Source organism: Marinobacter sp. THAF197a, assembly GCF_009363275.1.
GTDB lineage: Bacteria > Pseudomonadota > Gammaproteobacteria > Pseudomonadales > Oleiphilaceae > Marinobacter.
Genome location: NZ_CP045324.1, coordinates 608,238 through 622,236, shown reverse-complemented (window position 1 = coordinate 622,236; position 13,999 = coordinate 608,238). Strand labels below are relative to the sequence as shown.

Sequence of the window (13,999 nt, the reverse complement as noted above, 5' to 3'; positions counted from 1 at the left end):
GATTCGGGAGAACTGAACGATGGAACCTGAGGAGGCCTACTTTGGGTCGGGACATTTTCCCGTTAAAGCCGGGCGTTACCGCAGGGAGAAGGCGACGGGCAAGGTCACCGTCAACTCGGGCCGGCCATAATCCGCAGGCACTCCGGGTAACGGTACCGCCCTGGACAACATATCCCGCACCTCGTCATCCAGAGGGCGAAAGCCCGCACTCTTTACCACCCGGGCGTCTGCCACCTGGCCTTGCCGGTTAACCGTAAAGGTCACCTCGACCACGCCTTCCCGACGCATGCGGCGGGCAGACTCGGGGTAACGTTTATAGCGGTTCAGGTGGCCCAGTAACGCTTGCAGATAACGGGCTTCATCGTTCACCACACCACCGCTATCTGCCTGTGTGGCGTGGGTTACCGAGGCATCTTCGGCGGAGGCTAAGTTAGGCTCTGCGGTGGGTGCCGGGTCGGCGCCACTGGTTTCGGGCACCTCCGGCTCCTCTACATCCATATCGGGTTCTGACGTTGTCGATACCGGCTCGACAGGCTCCGGCTCTGGCGTTGGCTGTGGCTTGGGCTCTGGTTCTGGCAGGGGTTCTGGCTTTGTTTCTGGCGACGGCGCGGGCATGGGGGCCTGCAAGGAATCAGGCTTCTTCTGGGGCTCCTCTTTCGGGGTGGCCTGTACCGGCTCCGGATCAGTGTCAGAAGGACTTTCAGCAGGCGACATGTCAGCTCTCGCCAGCGTCACAAAAACACCATCGGTCCCTTCATCTGCGGCCACATCCGGCACCGGCTGTTGCGCCAATACACCCTGCACGATCAGAAAGGCTCCGGCATGAAACGCCAGTGCACAGAGCGCACCCGCAAACAGATACCGACGCTTCAACCCCATCACGGGCTCCGCCGCGTGGACAGGTGCACCGATTCAAACCCAGCTTCCGACACCCAGGCCAACACCGGCTGCCATTGCTCTGCCGTTAACGCTTGATCAATCTTGACCAGCACCTGGGATTGGGAGCGCGCCGCTCCATCCACACCCCAGCCATCCGCCAATGCCCGCGAGAGCTCGTCGTGCTGGACCGGGGTGCCATTGAGAAAAACCTCACCACCTTCCGTCATCAGAATCTCGACCTGCGCTGACACCTCCGGTTCGCCGGAGTCCATGGCTGGGGGAACAAACGGCAAACCATCAGACGCCCGAATCTGACCGGCCAGCATGAAGAAGATCAGCATCAGAAAGACCACGTTGATCAGCGGTATCAGATGATCGTCATTACTGGCCGCCGGAGCGCTGCCACGTTTGATGTTCATTCTGCCGCCCCAGTGTTCACCGAGACGCTGGCGGCTCCCAACGCCCCTACCTGGTCAAGCAACCAGACCACCTGCTGTATTGAACTCGCCGGATTGGGTGTGAGGATCACGGATCGGTCGCCTCCTGCGAGCAGGTCACTCAGCTGCCTGTCATCCAGAAACACGAGCGGCTCATCCGGCAGGATTGGTCGGCCATCCGGTGCCATCCCCAGCATCAACGGTGGCTCACCGGAGACCTCTGAGCCCTCGCCCGTCGACACCATCAAGTCGAGACTTTGCCACTGGATAAACGAGGAGGTCAGCATGAAAAACAGCAGCAGAATGAACACCACATCAATCAATGGTGTCAGACCAATCAGCTTTCGGGAGGGTGCCGCAGGGCGATCAAGCTGCATGGCCCCGCCGCTCATCACTGGCGTTAAGAGGATTAGCCGCTGGCTCAGACACATTCACCGCGCCGGAAGTATTGCCAACCAAGGGTCCGGTAAACACCGCGGTCAGCGCATCTTCCATCTCATCCACCAGGCGGTCCGTTTTACGCTCAAGGTAGCTGTGCAACATGACCACGGGAATGGCCACGATCAGGCCCGCAGCCGTGGTCAGCAGCGCCTGCCAGATCCCTCCCGACAGCACCGACGGGTCCACCTGGTTACCCGCTGCTTCCATCTGCTGGAACGCCAGAATCATCCCCATTACCGTACCCAGAAGGCCCAGCAACGGGCTTAATGTGGCAATAACTTCCAGCGGCTTCAGATAGCTCTTGAGCGAAGCCAAGTGCCGGGACGCCTGGCGGGCCAGCTCCTCTCGAACCAGTGGTGAGTCACCATGGCGCATCACCGAGGCCATGGCACTGGCCACCAATGCCGGCACCGGTTGCTGGCACGTCATCAAGAGACTGTGGGCGTCACGCACCTGGCCATCCCGCCACAAAGACAGACTGTCCGAAACTTTGGTTTTGGATTGCCAGGTGGCCAAAAACAACTGCAGGGATTTGCCAATAATCAACGTGACGGCAACCATGGAGAATACCAACAAGATCGCCACCACCGGCCCGCCAATACCCAGCAATTCCACCAATCCGGGCGTCAACACACCCATTTCCACCAACGGACTCAACCACTCAGACATCACGTCACCCAATTCCGCGCAAATGGCACTGATTCAACCTGAGCCTGACACAATGCCAGGACCGCCTGAACCGCCCTTTGGTCGCCACTTCCCCAACTTTGGTTGTACTACGGAAAGACGCTAGGTATCCCGACTTGTCCGCTGATACTGTCGAAACGAGTGGATGAGGAGAACAACGCGATGAAATTCTGGATAACACTACTGGTGGCTGGCATCACACTGCCCTTTCAGGCTCACAGTGAAGGCGACCTGACCAGACAAACGCCCATCGTAGTGGAAGTCGAACTGGGCACGACCGAGGGTGAGATGCGATTCAGCCCATCACACCTCGAATTTGAGACTGGTAAGCTCTACCGGCTGGTGCTGATCAACAACAGCCCCCAGCCACACTATTTTTCCTCCAATGGTATGGCACGCTCGGTATTTACCCGCAAGGCACAAACCTACGCACCCGACGGCCAGCGCACAGCCGAAATCAAAGGCCACATCCATGAAATTGAGGTATTTCCAGGCCACAAGGCGGATTGGTGGTTTGTGCCGGTACAAACCGGAGAGTTCAACGACCTGACCTGCCCGGTAGCCGGTCATCAGGAGGCAGGAATGACCGGCAGCATACGCATTTATTGATAACGCCGGTGGCTCAGTTGGCGGGTACTTCCCGCCAGTAGATGATGCGGTCGTTGCCTCGGTAGACGCCGAAGGTGGCGTTGGCGGAGGGGTCTGCTAACACCCCATCGTTGTTCCAATCATCCTCCAGCCACTCCGGAACATCCCAGGTCAGCAGATCGGTGCCCTGGGTACCAAGAGGTTCCAGGCGCAATGGCCCGGCTGTGCCCTCGTCGAAAACTCCGGAATCCGCCAGCAGCGCATGGTGAGTTTCGGCCGAATCAATATCGGTCGTTGTCCACGTGGTGCAACTGTCCGCATCATGGGTAACAAACCGCCCGCCCTCGAAAGACTCCACCCTGAACGGCATAAACAAGGCCTCCACCGTTTCCGGGCCGTAAACGTTCTCCATGATCAGCCGGCCGTAGCGGATATCAAAAGAGGCCTCCGGTTCGAAGTCATAGGGGGCCGCCTCGGCCTGAACTTCCTGGTCATTCACTTCGCTGACAGACGGGTGCACGTGCAGCGTTATCGCGCCGCTGTCGGAAATCTGCGGGGTAACGTCCAGAGAAATGCCGGAGAAGAACGGCGTCAACTCCACCGAGGTGGAGGTTCTGTCAGTGGCCGTCACCGCCGAGTTGTTATCATTGAAATCAATATCGGTGACAAAGAACTCGTCGGTACCTACCTTGATGACGGCTTTCTGGTTGTTGATGGTGGAGATGCGCGGGCTGGAAAGAATCTGAACATTGCCTTGCTAGCCCAACAGCTGGATCAGACCAGTGAAATCGCCGGCGCTCACCGTGGCGGAGAACAGCCCGCCAATATCCGGGGTGCGGATCGGCTGACCCGCCAGAAGTCTGACTCGGTATCAGTCGAAATGGTGGTGCCCACCAGGTTTCGGGTTTCATTACCGGTATTGGAATTGGAGTTTGAGTTGGAAGTGCCGTTGCCACTGCCCCGGGCGCTGCTGACCTGGCCCGAACTTACCCGGGTTTCTGAGCCGCCACGACGCTTGAAATGCAGGTAGTCAATGGGGAAAAGTCTTGTCTGTATCCGGTCTTCCGCCACCCGAAACAGCCGGCCATTACGCTGGATATCCAGACCGTATAAATCCGCAGCAATCTCCATGACTTCCGGGACGTTGACATCGCTCAGGCGCAGATCAACCGGTGTCGTAACGCCCGGATGAACCACCACGTTATAGCGGGTACCCTCCACCAGCGCTTCAAAGAAGCTCGAGGCTGGAACGCCGCGGGCATTCACATCAAAACGCTCGTCCTGCTCCTGCGCACTAGACAGGGGCGGTAACAACTGACTGCTGATATCCGCGGCCGATGCAGCAGCAGGGTCAGCGGATGCGGCGCCCGAGGCAGGGGTTTGCCGCTCTGCTTCGGCCAGCGCCTGGTCAATCTGGTCGGCAACGTCTGTTGATGTGGCGGCAGACGTCCGCATCAGCGGGTTATTGGCGCAGGCAACCAGCGTTAGAGAGAGCATGGCAGCTGCGAGAGGTCTGAGTGTTGTCATCATGGTCCGACTGTCTGTCATGGTGTTCTCCGCACCTGCGGGAGCGGTTCCGGATACAGGGTTCTGGGTTGGCCGCGATCTGTTACCTCTACCCGATCTTTGAAGATACGGCGCACACGTATGTTGTCGTGGCTGTCGCCCTCTTTCAGGGCTACACCCTCAATGACGGCAATCCGCCGCTCCTTGCCCAGGAGGATCGAGCCCAGCCGAATTTCCCGGGCCGGCGATGCCACCACCGGCTGCGAGTCAGCACCGGGAGGTCGGGTCGGGTCTTGCAAGGCATAGGCCTGGAGCGACCCAAGTGACACCAGCGTCATCATCAAATATCTGAACAAAGGATGTGCCATCTCAAACTCCCAGCCAGGCGGCATCAAGGCTCAGGGTGCGCACACGGATGGTCGCTTCACCCTTGGGCCAGGCACCGGCCTGATAGTCCAGTTGTATCCACCCCAGACGCTCATCCATGGTTTCGAGCCGCTGCAGATACGCCAGCACATCGAGATAACCACCCCGGATGGTCAGCTCCACGTCATGAGCATAGAGCAAGGGCTCTGCCGCTTGCCGATTACCCGCCTCTGGCTGGGCACCGTCATAAACCGGTGTTGGCGTGCGCAATGTCATGGATTCCAACTGCAAGCCCTGTTGAGCTGAGAGCATGCCCCGCAACAGCGTGACCATGTCCCTCGGTGCGATCAGCTGCCCGGTAGTCTCGGTAATTTCCTGATCCAGCCGCTCCAGGCGGCTTTGCCGAGAAGCCAATCGCTGGCGCAAGGCCTCCGAAGGGTCACCGGCCAACTGGCTGTTGAGGGTTTCCTGCTGGCTAAGCAAACTGTTCTGCGTAGCCGTTAGTGCCTGCACACGGTTGTTGAGTTGCTGCTGCCGGGTTTCCACTGGGGTAATCAACAACTCCCAGCCCAGGACAAACGTGAGCACACAGGCAGTCACGACAATCAAAACCCGCTCACGGACCGGACGGTCGTTGTACCATTGCGCAGTGGTGGCCAGGGAATCTGTCAATTTACTCATCGCCCCGACGCCTCTCCCGGTTGTGTTGCAACACGAAATTCCACCCACTGATGATCAGCTTCGTCGTCTGGCCGCTGCAACCGGAAATCGCCAAAGGTTTCACCAACAAACGCCGGCTCGTCACCCAGGCGCGCAAGGTAGCTGGGCACCAGTTCCGCCGCCCGGGTTCTGCCCTCAAGACGCATGGCCGAGGGAAGCGATTGCAAGCGCACGGCTGTCAGCCACAGGTCCTCAGGAACCTGGCGCGCCAGGGCCGAAAGCCGCCCGGAAAAACCACCGTGGTTGTGGGTTGCCAGCCCTTCCACCCGTTCGAGCAGACGCTGCCTGCGAGCAATTGTCTCGGTGATCCGCGCCAGCGAGGCTTCCAGGTCAGGATCTGGTTGCCTTGCCTGCACCTGGTCGGCCATGGTGGCAACCGCCGTTTCCAGATTCCGGTTCTGCTGTTCCAGCCGCTCTACCTGCTGCTCCAGCGTCTGATTGTGCCAGCGGCCAAAAGCCATGACGGCCACGAGTATCAGCAATACGATCCCAACCAAAGCTCCGGCCGTACCGGCATGCAGCCGCTGCCTTGTAGGGCGAAGTTCCGGGGTATACAGGTTCACCTGTTGCCTGATCATGCCTGCCCCCCCTGGCCAAGCGCCGCACTCCAGGCGGGCAGGCATCGGCTATCAAGCGCGTCAGACAAGCCAAACTGGCTCCACTCAGGCACCTCGATACCGGCCGCCATGTAAGATGAGAGCATGGAGTTCAACGGTAATACCGAATCCCGGGCCACCAGTTGGATGGTCGACGGTGGCACCTGACCGAGCTGGCTCTCGAAATAGTCCATGGAACGCTGGATCTCCAGCGCCAGGGATTGCACAGCACTCTCCTGGCTGGAGGCGTCCCGCAGATCATCATAAGACAGCTCAAGGCGGCGGGAGAGATACAGGGTATCGCCCTGGCATATGACCATCTGGCCATAGCGGTCACGAAGATGAACCAGAGCCACCCCCCTATTCGACTGATCCAGGCGGGCCGCCAGATTTCGCAAGGCCAGCTCGGCAATATCGATTCGATCCAGCTCAAGGCCTGCATCCGCTACCAGACCAACCAGCTCGCGAACCAGAGATTTACGGGCTGCAACAACGTTCACCAGCGGGCCACGCCCACGGGACGCGTCTTCCGGAAATGCAAACACATCCGACACGGCGTCGGCCGGGCTGAAATCGAGGAAGTCCTTGAGCTTCCATTTGAGCGCATCGGCCAGCTCACTGTCCTCAACACCCTCCGGACGCTCAACTTGAAACACCTGATATTGATCAATGGGCAGGACCAGAACCGCAGGCACACCAGCCCAGCCCTGGTCGTCCACCAGCTTGCTGAGCGTGTCCTGCCGTTGTGCAGAAACACACTCCACAAAGCCCAGCGACTGCCCGGGCGAAGCAGCGGCTCTGGCCCAGGCAATGCCATCCGGGCGCACCTCAAGACAGACAGGCTGGCCCGAAGGCTTGCGGCGGATCAGTTTTTGTAGCGTCGTAACAAGATTCAGGATCATGGATTCCCAGGTCGTGACCACAGCTCTGCTGCCGGCCGGCGTGCACAAGGTGTTTAAATTATCAGCACTTTTAACACAAGCTTACATGATAGTTGAGAAAGTGAACGTAACTCTACGTTTCACCGACTGATTTCACGGAGATTTTGCAACTCGTTAACAAAAAAACCCGCGCAGAGCACGGGTTTTTTGATTGTCGATGAGCTGGATCACGTTCAGAAGGGAATGTCGTCATCAAAATCATCAATCGGCTCCGGCATGCCACCGCTCTGCTGCCCCTGAGGGTTATAACCCCCGGACGGCTGCTGAGCCTGGCCACCCTGCTGCTGGGGCGGAGCATTATACTGAGATTGGGGCTGCTGCTGCGGCCGGCCCTGGGGAGCGCCCTGATTCATGCCACCTTCGCCACCGCGGCTGTCGAGCATCTGCATCTGGCCGTTGATGTCTACCACAATCTCGGTGGTGTATACGTCCTGTCCTTCTTTATTCTGCCACTTGCGGGTTTGCAGGCGACCCTCGATATACACCTTGGAACCTTTACGCAGGTACTGGCCGGCCACTTCCGCCACCTTGCCGAACAGCACAACCCGGTGCCATTCGGTTCTCGGTACCATCTGGCCAGTCTGGCGATCCTTGTAACTTTCATCGGTAGCCAGGTTGAGATTCACAACCGCGTTGCCATTCGGGGTATAGCGGGTATCCGGGTCCTGGCCCAGATTACCAATGAGAATTACCTTGTTAATGCCTCGTGCCATCTTCTGCTCCTGATCGATTTTCCGGAACTCGTGCGGTCCATGCACGCATCCTTTGTTTAAGAACCTTTACCCTGCCGCACAAATTCAAAGTGCGCAAGCTGATCTTCATGAAAATGCTGACGGTCCACTTTTAAGTAAGCGGTTGCCGCGTCTTCCACAATCACCACGTCCTCCACACCGGGCAGGCGGCGCAATGTCTCATCAATCTCATCAAAACCGGTGGGCAGCACCTGCTCCAACTCAACCACAAAGCTCGTGGTGTAATTCGGCGCCGGCATCGTCAGCGCTACCAGAAACCAGGTAGCCAAACCACCGGCCGTTAACCAGAGAACGCCTTCCAGGCCGGCCGATTGTAGCAAGTAACCGCCCAGGGCACCGCCGAGAAACGCACCAAAAAACTGCGACGTCGAGTAAACCCCCATCGCGGTCCCCTTGCTGGCGGCCGGAGCTTCTTTGCTGATCAATGAGGGCAGGCTCGCTTCCAGAAGGTTAAACGCCATAAAGAAGAAGAACAGTACGCCCCAGGCCAGCCAGAGACTCTGCTCCACACCGGTTAATGCGGCCGTTGCCAGCGAAAGCAGGGCGATGGCACCGCAAAGCACCGGTTTCATCACCCGCTTTTTCTCGCCGATGATGATAAATGGCACCATGGCGAAGAAGGATGTCACCATCACCGTCAAGTAGAACCACCAATGGGAAACGCTGGCCAGCCCCAATTGATCCTGAAGCATGGTGGGAAACACCAGAAACAACGCCGTCAGGGCAAAATGGAGGATAAAGATACCGAAGTCCAGCCGCAGCAGGCGACCGTCCCGCAGCACCCGCCCGACCATCTCCCTCGCGGGATGGGTATCCGCGCTGACTCTGTGGGCATGGGGTGTTGGCACCACTCTGGCTACGATGAACAAGGCCACCATGGCCATGGCTGCCGTTGCATAGAAAATGCCGGACAATCCCCAGAGCGAGCCCAGCAGGGGCCCAACCACCAGTGATACCGAGAACGACAGACCAATGGAAATGCCCACCATAGCCATTGCCTTGGTTCGCTCTTCCTCGCGGGTCAAATCGCTTAACAGGGCCATCAACACGCTGGCGATCGCGCCTGCCCCCTGAAGAATCCGTCCGGCAATCACAACGTATATGGAATCCGTGGAGGCTGCCAGCAGGCTTCCAGCGGCGAACAGCACCAGCCCGATATAGATCATCCGCTTGCGGCCAACCCGGTCAGAGAGCAAGCCGAACGGAATCTGCAACAGGGCCTGACTCAAACCATAGGCCCCAATCGCCAAACCAATGAGCGCAGGCGTTGCGCCCTGCAGATCACTACCGAGCAAAACGAACACCGGCATGACCATGAACAGGCCAAGCATACGCATTGCGTACACCGAGGCCAAAGCCGTTACAGAGCGTTTTTCAAGCGCGTTCATGCTTACCTGTGCCGGATTGAACAAATTGGGAAGGCAGCTACTCGCTGCGAGCGGCGCATTGTACCAGATGCGCCCCGGGTGAGGGACTACCCAAGACCGCATACCCCAGGCGGCACAACACCAGTTTCGCCGGGGGCTACCGAAAACGATATAATGGTGGTTTTACTCAAGCGAGGTGTTATGGACCATATCCAGATCAAAGGCGCACGCACGCACAACCTGAAGAACATCGACCTGGATATGCCAAGAGACAAACTCATTGTCATCACCGGGCTGTCAGGTTCAGGAAAATCCTCACTGGCCTTCGACACCCTCTACGCCGAGGGGCAGCGCCGGTATGTAGAGTCTTTGTCCACCTATGCGCGGCAATTCCTGTCGATGATGGAAAAGCCCGATGTTGACCACATCGAAGGCCTGTCACCCGCCATTTCCATTGAACAGAAGTCCACATCCCATAACCCCCGCTCAACCGTTGGCACCATCACTGAAATCTACGACTACCTGCGACTGCTTTTTGCCCGGTCCGGCGAACCCCGCTGCCCGGACCACGGTCAGCCCCTGGAGGCCCAGACCGTCAGCCAGATGGTCGATCAAGTCCTGGCGATGCCTGAGGGCAGCAAACTGATGATCCTGGCGCCGGTGATCAGGGACCGAAAAGGCGAGCACCTCCAGGTGATTGATACCATGCGCAGCCAGGGCTTCATCCGCCTTAGGGTCGACGGCACGGTTTATGACATCGATGATGTTCCGGCACTGGACAAGAAACGCAAACACCAGATTGATGTCGTGGTAGACCGCTTCAAGGTCAAAGAGGGCCTGGAACAGCGATTGGCGGAAAGTTTCGAAACCGCCCTTGAGTTGGCCGATGGCATCGCGCTGGTCGCCCCAATGACCGGAGACGGCGAAGAACAGACCTTCTCGGCACGCTATGCCTGTACCCAATGCGGATATTCACTGAGCGAACTCGAACCCAAGCTCTTCTCCTTCAACAACCCGGCCGGCGCATGCCCCACCTGTGACGGTCTGGGAGTGCGCCAGTTCTTTGATGCCGAAAAAGTTATCCAGAATCCGGAAGCCACACTGGCCTCCGGCGCGATCAAGGGCTGGGACCGGCGCGCGGTCTATTATTTCCAGATGCTGACCAGCGTGGCCGAACATTACGACATCGACCTGGAAACGCCGTGGGAAGACTTGCCAGAACCGTTTCAGCGAGCACTGCTGTATGGTTCTGGCAATGAAGACATCAGCTTCCGGTACGTCAACTCCCGTGGCCAGATCATGGAGAGAGCCCACCCCTTTGAGGGCATCATCCCGAACCTGGAACGCCGCTACCGGGAGACAGACTCCCAAAGCATGCGCGAGGAACTGGCCCGCAACCTGAGCACCCAGCCGTGCAAAGACTGCGGTGGCACCCGGCTTCGCCGCGGCGCGCGCAATGTCTTTATCGAGGAACGGACACTACCGGAAATCACTCACCTGCCGGTAGGCGACGCTCACCGTTACTTCAGTGAACTGACACTGCCAGGCCGAAAAGGTGAAATCGCCGAAAAAATCCTGAAAGAAGTGCGGGAACGCTTACAGTTCCTGGTCAATGTCGGCCTTGAGTACCTGACGCTGGAACGCAGCGCAGACACTCTCTCTGGTGGTGAGGCACAGCGGATTCGCCTGGCAAGCCAGATTGGCGCCGGGCTGGTGGGCGTCATGTACATCCTGGACGAACCATCCATCGGCCTGCACCAGCGGGACAACGACCGCCTGCTGGCCACCCTCACCCACCTGCGCGACCTCGGCAATACCGTAATTGTGGTTGAGCACGACGAAGACGCCATCCGTGCTGCCGATTATGTCATTGATATTGGGCCCGGTGCCGGCGTACACGGTGGTGAAATCGTTGCCCGCGGCACCCCTGAAGAGATTATCGCCAACCCGGCGTCGATGACGGGCCAATACCTCAGCGGCGAGAAAGAAATTGCCGTACCACCCGCCCGCAACAAGGGTAACGGCAAACACCTGGTGTTATCGGGCGCCACGGGCAACAACCTTCAGGACGTCACCCTTACGCTGCCACTGGGCGTCATGACGTGCGTAACCGGGGTCTCCGGCTCCGGCAAATCCACCCTGATCAACAGCACCCTGTACCCGGTGTCTGCCGCCAAGCTGAACAAGGCCACCAGCCTGAACCATGCCCCCTATAAAAACCTGAAGGGCCTGGATCACCTCGATAAGGTCATCGACATTGATCAAAGTCCGATCGGGCGCACCCCCCGGTCGAATCCGGCGACATACACCGGCCTGTTCACCCCCATCCGTGAACTTTTCGCCGGCACCCAGGAAGCCCGGTCCCGCGGCTACAAGCCCGGCCGATTCTCCTTCAACGTCAAAGGCGGGCGCTGTGAAGCCTGCCAGGGCGACGGCGTAATCAAAGTGGAAATGCACTTCCTGCCGGACGTCTACGTCCCCTGCGACATCTGCAAAGGCAAACGCTACAACCGGGAAACCCTGGAAGTCCGCTACAAGGGCAAGAACATCAACGAAGTGCTGGAGATGACTGTAGAGGAAGGGCGAGAGTTCTTCGACGCCGTCCCCTTTATCGCCAGAAAACTGCAAACCCTCATGGACGTGGGCCTGTCCTACATCCGACTCGGCCAGAGCGCGGTCACCCTGTCAGGGGGCGAGGCCCAGCGAGTGAAACTCGCCAAGGAACTGTCCAAACGAGACACCGGCAAAACCCTGTACATTCTCGACGAGCCCACCACCGGCTTGCACTTCTACGACATCCAGCAACTGTTGAACGTCCTTGAACGCCTGAGGGATCACGGCAACACCATCGTGGTCATCGAGCACAACCTGGACGTGATCAAGACAGCGGACTGGATTGTCGACCTGGGGCCAGAGGGTGGTTCTGGTGGCGGGCAGATTATTGCCGAAGGCACCCCGGAGGAAGTAGCGGACAATCCGGCGTCCCATACTGGGCGTTATCTGAAGCCTATGCTCAAGTAAGTTTTCGCTAGGAATAGACAGGGAAAATTAAGGCGCTTGAAAAGCGATTCCCGGGCAGTCCGGACGGTCAGGGGGTGTGGGTAAATTTTCTGCCGGAAAAAGATGTCAGAGCAAAGCGAGTTATTTTTCCAAAGAAAATTTACCCACACCCCCTGACCCGCCCGACAAGCCGCCAGGCTAGAAACGGAAACCAAACCCCAGACACAAAAAAAACCGGGCTCCTCTCGGAACCCGGTTTCTTCAGAGACTAAACGCAGATTTTACTCTTCGCCTTCGTCCACTTCTTCAGCTTCGATGTCCAGAGGACGGCCAACCAGCTCAACGAATGCCATAGGGGCATTGTCGCCAGCACGGAAACCGCACTTCAGAATACGAAGGTAACCACCCGGACGCTCGCTGTAACGGGGGCCCAGCTCATTAAACAGCTTGGCTACCGCAGCATCGCTACGCAGGCGTGAGAACGCCAGACGACGATTTGCAACCGAATCATTCTTTGCGAGCGTGATCAACGGCTCGGCTACACGACGAAGCTCTTTGGCTTTCGGCAGCGTTGTCTTGATCAGCTCATGTTCAACCAGTGACGCAGTCATGTTACGGAACATGGCCTTGCGATGCGCACTGGTCCTGCTGAACTTACGACCACTCTTACGATGACGCATTGCTCTGATTCCTTACCTTAAACTAATCGGCGATCAACCGCCCAGAACCCGGTCATCACCACGAAGGCTTGCCGGCGGCCAGTTATCAAGACGCATGCCCAGAGACAAACCACGGGACGCAAGAACGTCCTTGATCTCGGTCAGCGACTTTTTGCCAAGGTTAGGCGTCTTCAGCAGCTCCACTTCGGTGCGCTGGATAAGATCGCCGATATAGTAAATGTTTTCTGCCTTCAAGCAGTTAGCTGAACGCACAGTCAATTCCAGATCATCAACCGGGCGCAGCAGAATCGGATCGATTTCTTCCTCTTCTTCTACACGCTCTGGCTCTTTCTCATGATCGAAATCTACAAACACAGCCAGCTGCTGCTGGAGAATCGTGGCCGCCCGGCGAATCGCTTCTTCCGGATCGATGGTGCCATTTGTCTCCAGATCAATAACAAGCTTGTCCAGATCTGTACGCTGCTCAACCCGTGCGCTTTCGACGGCATACGCCACTCGGCGAACCGGGCTGAACGTAGCATCAAGCTGCAAACGTCCGATGGCACGAGTTTCATCCTCGTCCAGACCACGCTGATCAGCCGGCTCATAGCCGCGACCGCGGGCAACACGCAAACGCATGTTGACTTCGCCGTTCTCGCTCAGGTGACAGATCACGTGCTCGGGGTTAGCGATTTCCACATCGTGGTCCAGCTTGATATCGCCGGCGGTCACTACACCCGGGCCCTTCTTGCTGAGCGTCAGCTCAGCATCGTCACGGCCGTTCATCTTTACGGCGACGCCCTTGAGATTCAGAAGAATCTCGATGACGTCCTCCTGGACACCCTCAATGGCGCTGTACTCGTGCAGGACACCGTCGATCTGTGCTTCAGTCACGGCGCAGCCCGGCATCGAAGACAAGAGAATGCGACGCAGTGCGCTACCCAGGGTATGACCGAAACCGCGCTCAAGCGGCTCCAGTGTCACCTTGGCGCGCGTGGCGCTGGATTCTTTCACGTCAATGGTACGAGGTGTCAATAACTCATGTACTGAACGCTGCATA

At 58.2% G+C, this 13,999-nt stretch carries 16 protein-coding genes; 2 read left to right on the top strand and 14 right to left on the bottom strand.

The features are described from left to right. Nucleotides 1–75: 75 nt before the first annotated feature. The 4 genes from FIV08_RS02895 to FIV08_RS02880 are packed head-to-tail and all read right to left on the bottom strand — an operon-like array spanning nucleotide 76 to nucleotide 2,426. Nucleotides 76–879: an energy transducer TonB gene (locus FIV08_RS02895; RefSeq protein ID WP_152437268.1), complete on the bottom strand. Its 804-nt coding sequence runs from the start codon at nucleotides 877–879 to the stop codon at nucleotides 76–78. Further along, a complete protein-coding gene (locus FIV08_RS02890) occupies nucleotides 879–1,298 on the bottom strand; it encodes an ExbD/TolR family protein (RefSeq protein ID WP_072678378.1) in 420 nt (139 codons plus the stop codon). The genes FIV08_RS02895 and FIV08_RS02890 overlap by 1 nt, the downstream gene beginning before the upstream one ends. Further along, nucleotides 1,295–1,693 (bottom strand): ExbD/TolR family protein, encoded by a 399-nt coding sequence (locus FIV08_RS02885; protein ID WP_058090025.1) that lies wholly within the window; start codon nucleotides 1,691–1,693, stop codon nucleotides 1,295–1,297. Before FIV08_RS02885 ends, FIV08_RS02890 begins: the two co-directional genes overlap by 4 nt. After that, nucleotides 1,683–2,426, bottom strand: a complete 744-nt coding sequence (locus FIV08_RS02880) for a MotA/TolQ/ExbB proton channel family protein (RefSeq protein WP_216646165.1) — start codon at nucleotides 2,424–2,426, stop codon at nucleotides 1,683–1,685. Before FIV08_RS02880 ends, FIV08_RS02885 begins: the two co-directional genes overlap by 11 nt. Before the next feature lie 180 nt (nucleotides 2,427–2,606). On the opposite strand from FIV08_RS02880, the gene FIV08_RS02875 reads away from it, so the two are divergent. After that, nucleotides 2,607–3,053 (top strand): hypothetical protein, encoded by a 447-nt coding sequence (locus FIV08_RS02875; protein ID WP_072678380.1) that lies wholly within the window; start codon nucleotides 2,607–2,609, stop codon nucleotides 3,051–3,053. A 13-nt stretch (nucleotides 3,054–3,066) separates the two neighbouring features. Here FIV08_RS02875 and FIV08_RS19800 read toward each other — a convergent pair whose 3' ends face one another. The 8 genes from FIV08_RS19800 to FIV08_RS02840 form a co-directional block, all read right to left on the bottom strand. Continuing rightward, nucleotides 3,067–3,726: a DUF6701 domain-containing protein gene (locus FIV08_RS19800; protein ID WP_267313130.1), complete on the bottom strand. Its 660-nt coding sequence runs from the start codon at nucleotides 3,724–3,726 to the stop codon at nucleotides 3,067–3,069. A gap of 104 nt (nucleotides 3,727–3,830) precedes the next feature. Beyond that, nucleotides 3,831–4,580 carry a secretin N-terminal domain-containing protein gene (locus FIV08_RS02870; RefSeq protein ID WP_228715486.1) on the bottom strand — a complete coding sequence of 250 codons (750 nt, stop codon included), beginning with the start codon at nucleotides 4,578–4,580 and terminating at the stop codon, nucleotides 3,831–3,833. Further along, nucleotides 4,577–4,906, bottom strand: a complete 330-nt coding sequence (locus FIV08_RS02865; protein WP_072678391.1) for a hypothetical protein — start codon at nucleotides 4,904–4,906, stop codon at nucleotides 4,577–4,579. Before FIV08_RS02865 ends, FIV08_RS02870 begins: the two co-directional genes overlap by 4 nt. 1 nt (nucleotide 4,907) lies before the next feature. Further along, nucleotides 4,908–5,585 carry a type II secretion system protein GspM gene (gene gspM / locus FIV08_RS02860; RefSeq protein ID WP_152437267.1) on the bottom strand — a complete coding sequence of 226 codons (678 nt, stop codon included), beginning with the start codon at nucleotides 5,583–5,585 and terminating at the stop codon, nucleotides 4,908–4,910. Then, nucleotides 5,582–6,202, bottom strand: a complete 621-nt coding sequence (locus FIV08_RS02855; protein WP_227510293.1) for a PilN domain-containing protein — start codon at nucleotides 6,200–6,202, stop codon at nucleotides 5,582–5,584. The genes gspM and FIV08_RS02855 overlap by 4 nt, the downstream gene beginning before the upstream one ends. Further along, nucleotides 6,199–7,122, bottom strand: a complete 924-nt coding sequence (locus tag FIV08_RS02850) for a biogenesis protein MshI (RefSeq protein ID WP_228715485.1) — start codon at nucleotides 7,120–7,122, stop codon at nucleotides 6,199–6,201. The genes FIV08_RS02855 and FIV08_RS02850 overlap by 4 nt, the downstream gene beginning before the upstream one ends. Nucleotides 7,123–7,334: 212 nt before the next feature. After that, complete coding sequence (gene ssb, locus FIV08_RS02845) at nucleotides 7,335–7,874, bottom strand: single-stranded DNA-binding protein (protein WP_058090011.1); 540 nt, start codon at nucleotides 7,872–7,874, stop codon at nucleotides 7,335–7,337. A 56-nt stretch (nucleotides 7,875–7,930) separates the two neighbouring features. Then, nucleotides 7,931–9,301 (bottom strand): MFS transporter, encoded by a 1,371-nt coding sequence (locus FIV08_RS02840; RefSeq protein WP_152437266.1) that lies wholly within the window; start codon nucleotides 9,299–9,301, stop codon nucleotides 7,931–7,933. A gap of 180 nt (nucleotides 9,302–9,481) precedes the next feature. Between FIV08_RS02840 and uvrA the strand changes: the two genes are divergently transcribed. Continuing rightward, the gene (gene uvrA / locus FIV08_RS02835; protein ID WP_152437265.1) at nucleotides 9,482–12,301 is read left to right on the top strand and encodes an excinuclease ABC subunit UvrA; all 2,820 of its coding nucleotides are present in this window, start codon (nucleotides 9,482–9,484) and stop codon (nucleotides 12,299–12,301) included. A 260-nt stretch (nucleotides 12,302–12,561) separates the two neighbouring features. Here uvrA and rplQ read toward each other — a convergent pair whose 3' ends face one another. Both rplQ and FIV08_RS02825 read right to left on the bottom strand, forming a co-directional pair. Beyond that, nucleotides 12,562–12,960, bottom strand: a complete 399-nt coding sequence (gene rplQ / locus FIV08_RS02830; protein WP_058090008.1) for a 50S ribosomal protein L17 — start codon at nucleotides 12,958–12,960, stop codon at nucleotides 12,562–12,564. A gap of 33 nt (nucleotides 12,961–12,993) precedes the next feature. Continuing rightward, nucleotides 12,994–13,998: a DNA-directed RNA polymerase subunit alpha gene (locus FIV08_RS02825; RefSeq protein ID WP_008174911.1), complete on the bottom strand. Its 1,005-nt coding sequence runs from the start codon at nucleotides 13,996–13,998 to the stop codon at nucleotides 12,994–12,996. Between the last annotated feature and the right edge of the window lies 1 nt (nucleotide 13,999).

Coding starts and splice junctions, on each gene's coding strand:
- FIV08_RS02895 (WP_152437268.1), bottom strand. CDS start 879: ATGGGGTTGAAGCGTCGGTATCTGTTTGCGGGTGCGCTCTGTGCACTG.
- FIV08_RS02890 (WP_072678378.1), bottom strand. CDS start 1,298: ATGAACATCAAACGTGGCAGCGCTCCGGCGGCCAGTAATGACGATCAT.
- FIV08_RS02885 (WP_058090025.1), bottom strand. CDS start 1,693: ATGCAGCTTGATCGCCCTGCGGCACCCTCCCGAAAGCTGATTGGTCTG.
- FIV08_RS02880 (WP_216646165.1), bottom strand. CDS start 2,426: ATGTCTGAGTGGTTGAGTCCGTTGGTGGAAATGGGTGTGTTGACGCCC.
- FIV08_RS02875 (WP_072678380.1), top strand. CDS start 2,607: ATGAAATTCTGGATAACACTACTGGTGGCTGGCATCACACTGCCCTTT.
- FIV08_RS02870 (WP_228715486.1), bottom strand. CDS start 4,580: ATGACAGACAGTCGGACCATGATGACAACACTCAGACCTCTCGCAGCT.
- FIV08_RS02865 (WP_072678391.1), bottom strand. CDS start 4,906: ATGGCACATCCTTTGTTCAGATATTTGATGATGACGCTGGTGTCACTT.
- gspM (WP_152437267.1), bottom strand. CDS start 5,585: ATGAGTAAATTGACAGATTCCCTGGCCACCACTGCGCAATGGTACAAC.
- FIV08_RS02855 (WP_227510293.1), bottom strand. CDS start 6,202: ATGATCAGGCAACAGGTGAACCTGTATACCCCGGAACTTCGCCCTACA.
- FIV08_RS02850 (WP_228715485.1), bottom strand. CDS start 7,122: ATGATCCTGAATCTTGTTACGACGCTACAAAAACTGATCCGCCGCAAG.
- ssb (WP_058090011.1), bottom strand. CDS start 7,874: ATGGCACGAGGCATTAACAAGGTAATTCTCATTGGTAATCTGGGCCAG.
- FIV08_RS02840 (WP_152437266.1), bottom strand. CDS start 9,301: ATGAACGCGCTTGAAAAACGCTCTGTAACGGCTTTGGCCTCGGTGTAC.
- uvrA (WP_152437265.1), top strand. CDS start 9,482: ATGGACCATATCCAGATCAAAGGCGCACGCACGCACAACCTGAAGAAC.
- rplQ (WP_058090008.1), bottom strand. CDS start 12,960: ATGCGTCATCGTAAGAGTGGTCGTAAGTTCAGCAGGACCAGTGCGCAT.
- FIV08_RS02825 (WP_008174911.1), bottom strand. CDS start 13,998: ATGCAGCGTTCAGTACATGAGTTATTGACACCTCGTACCATTGACGTG.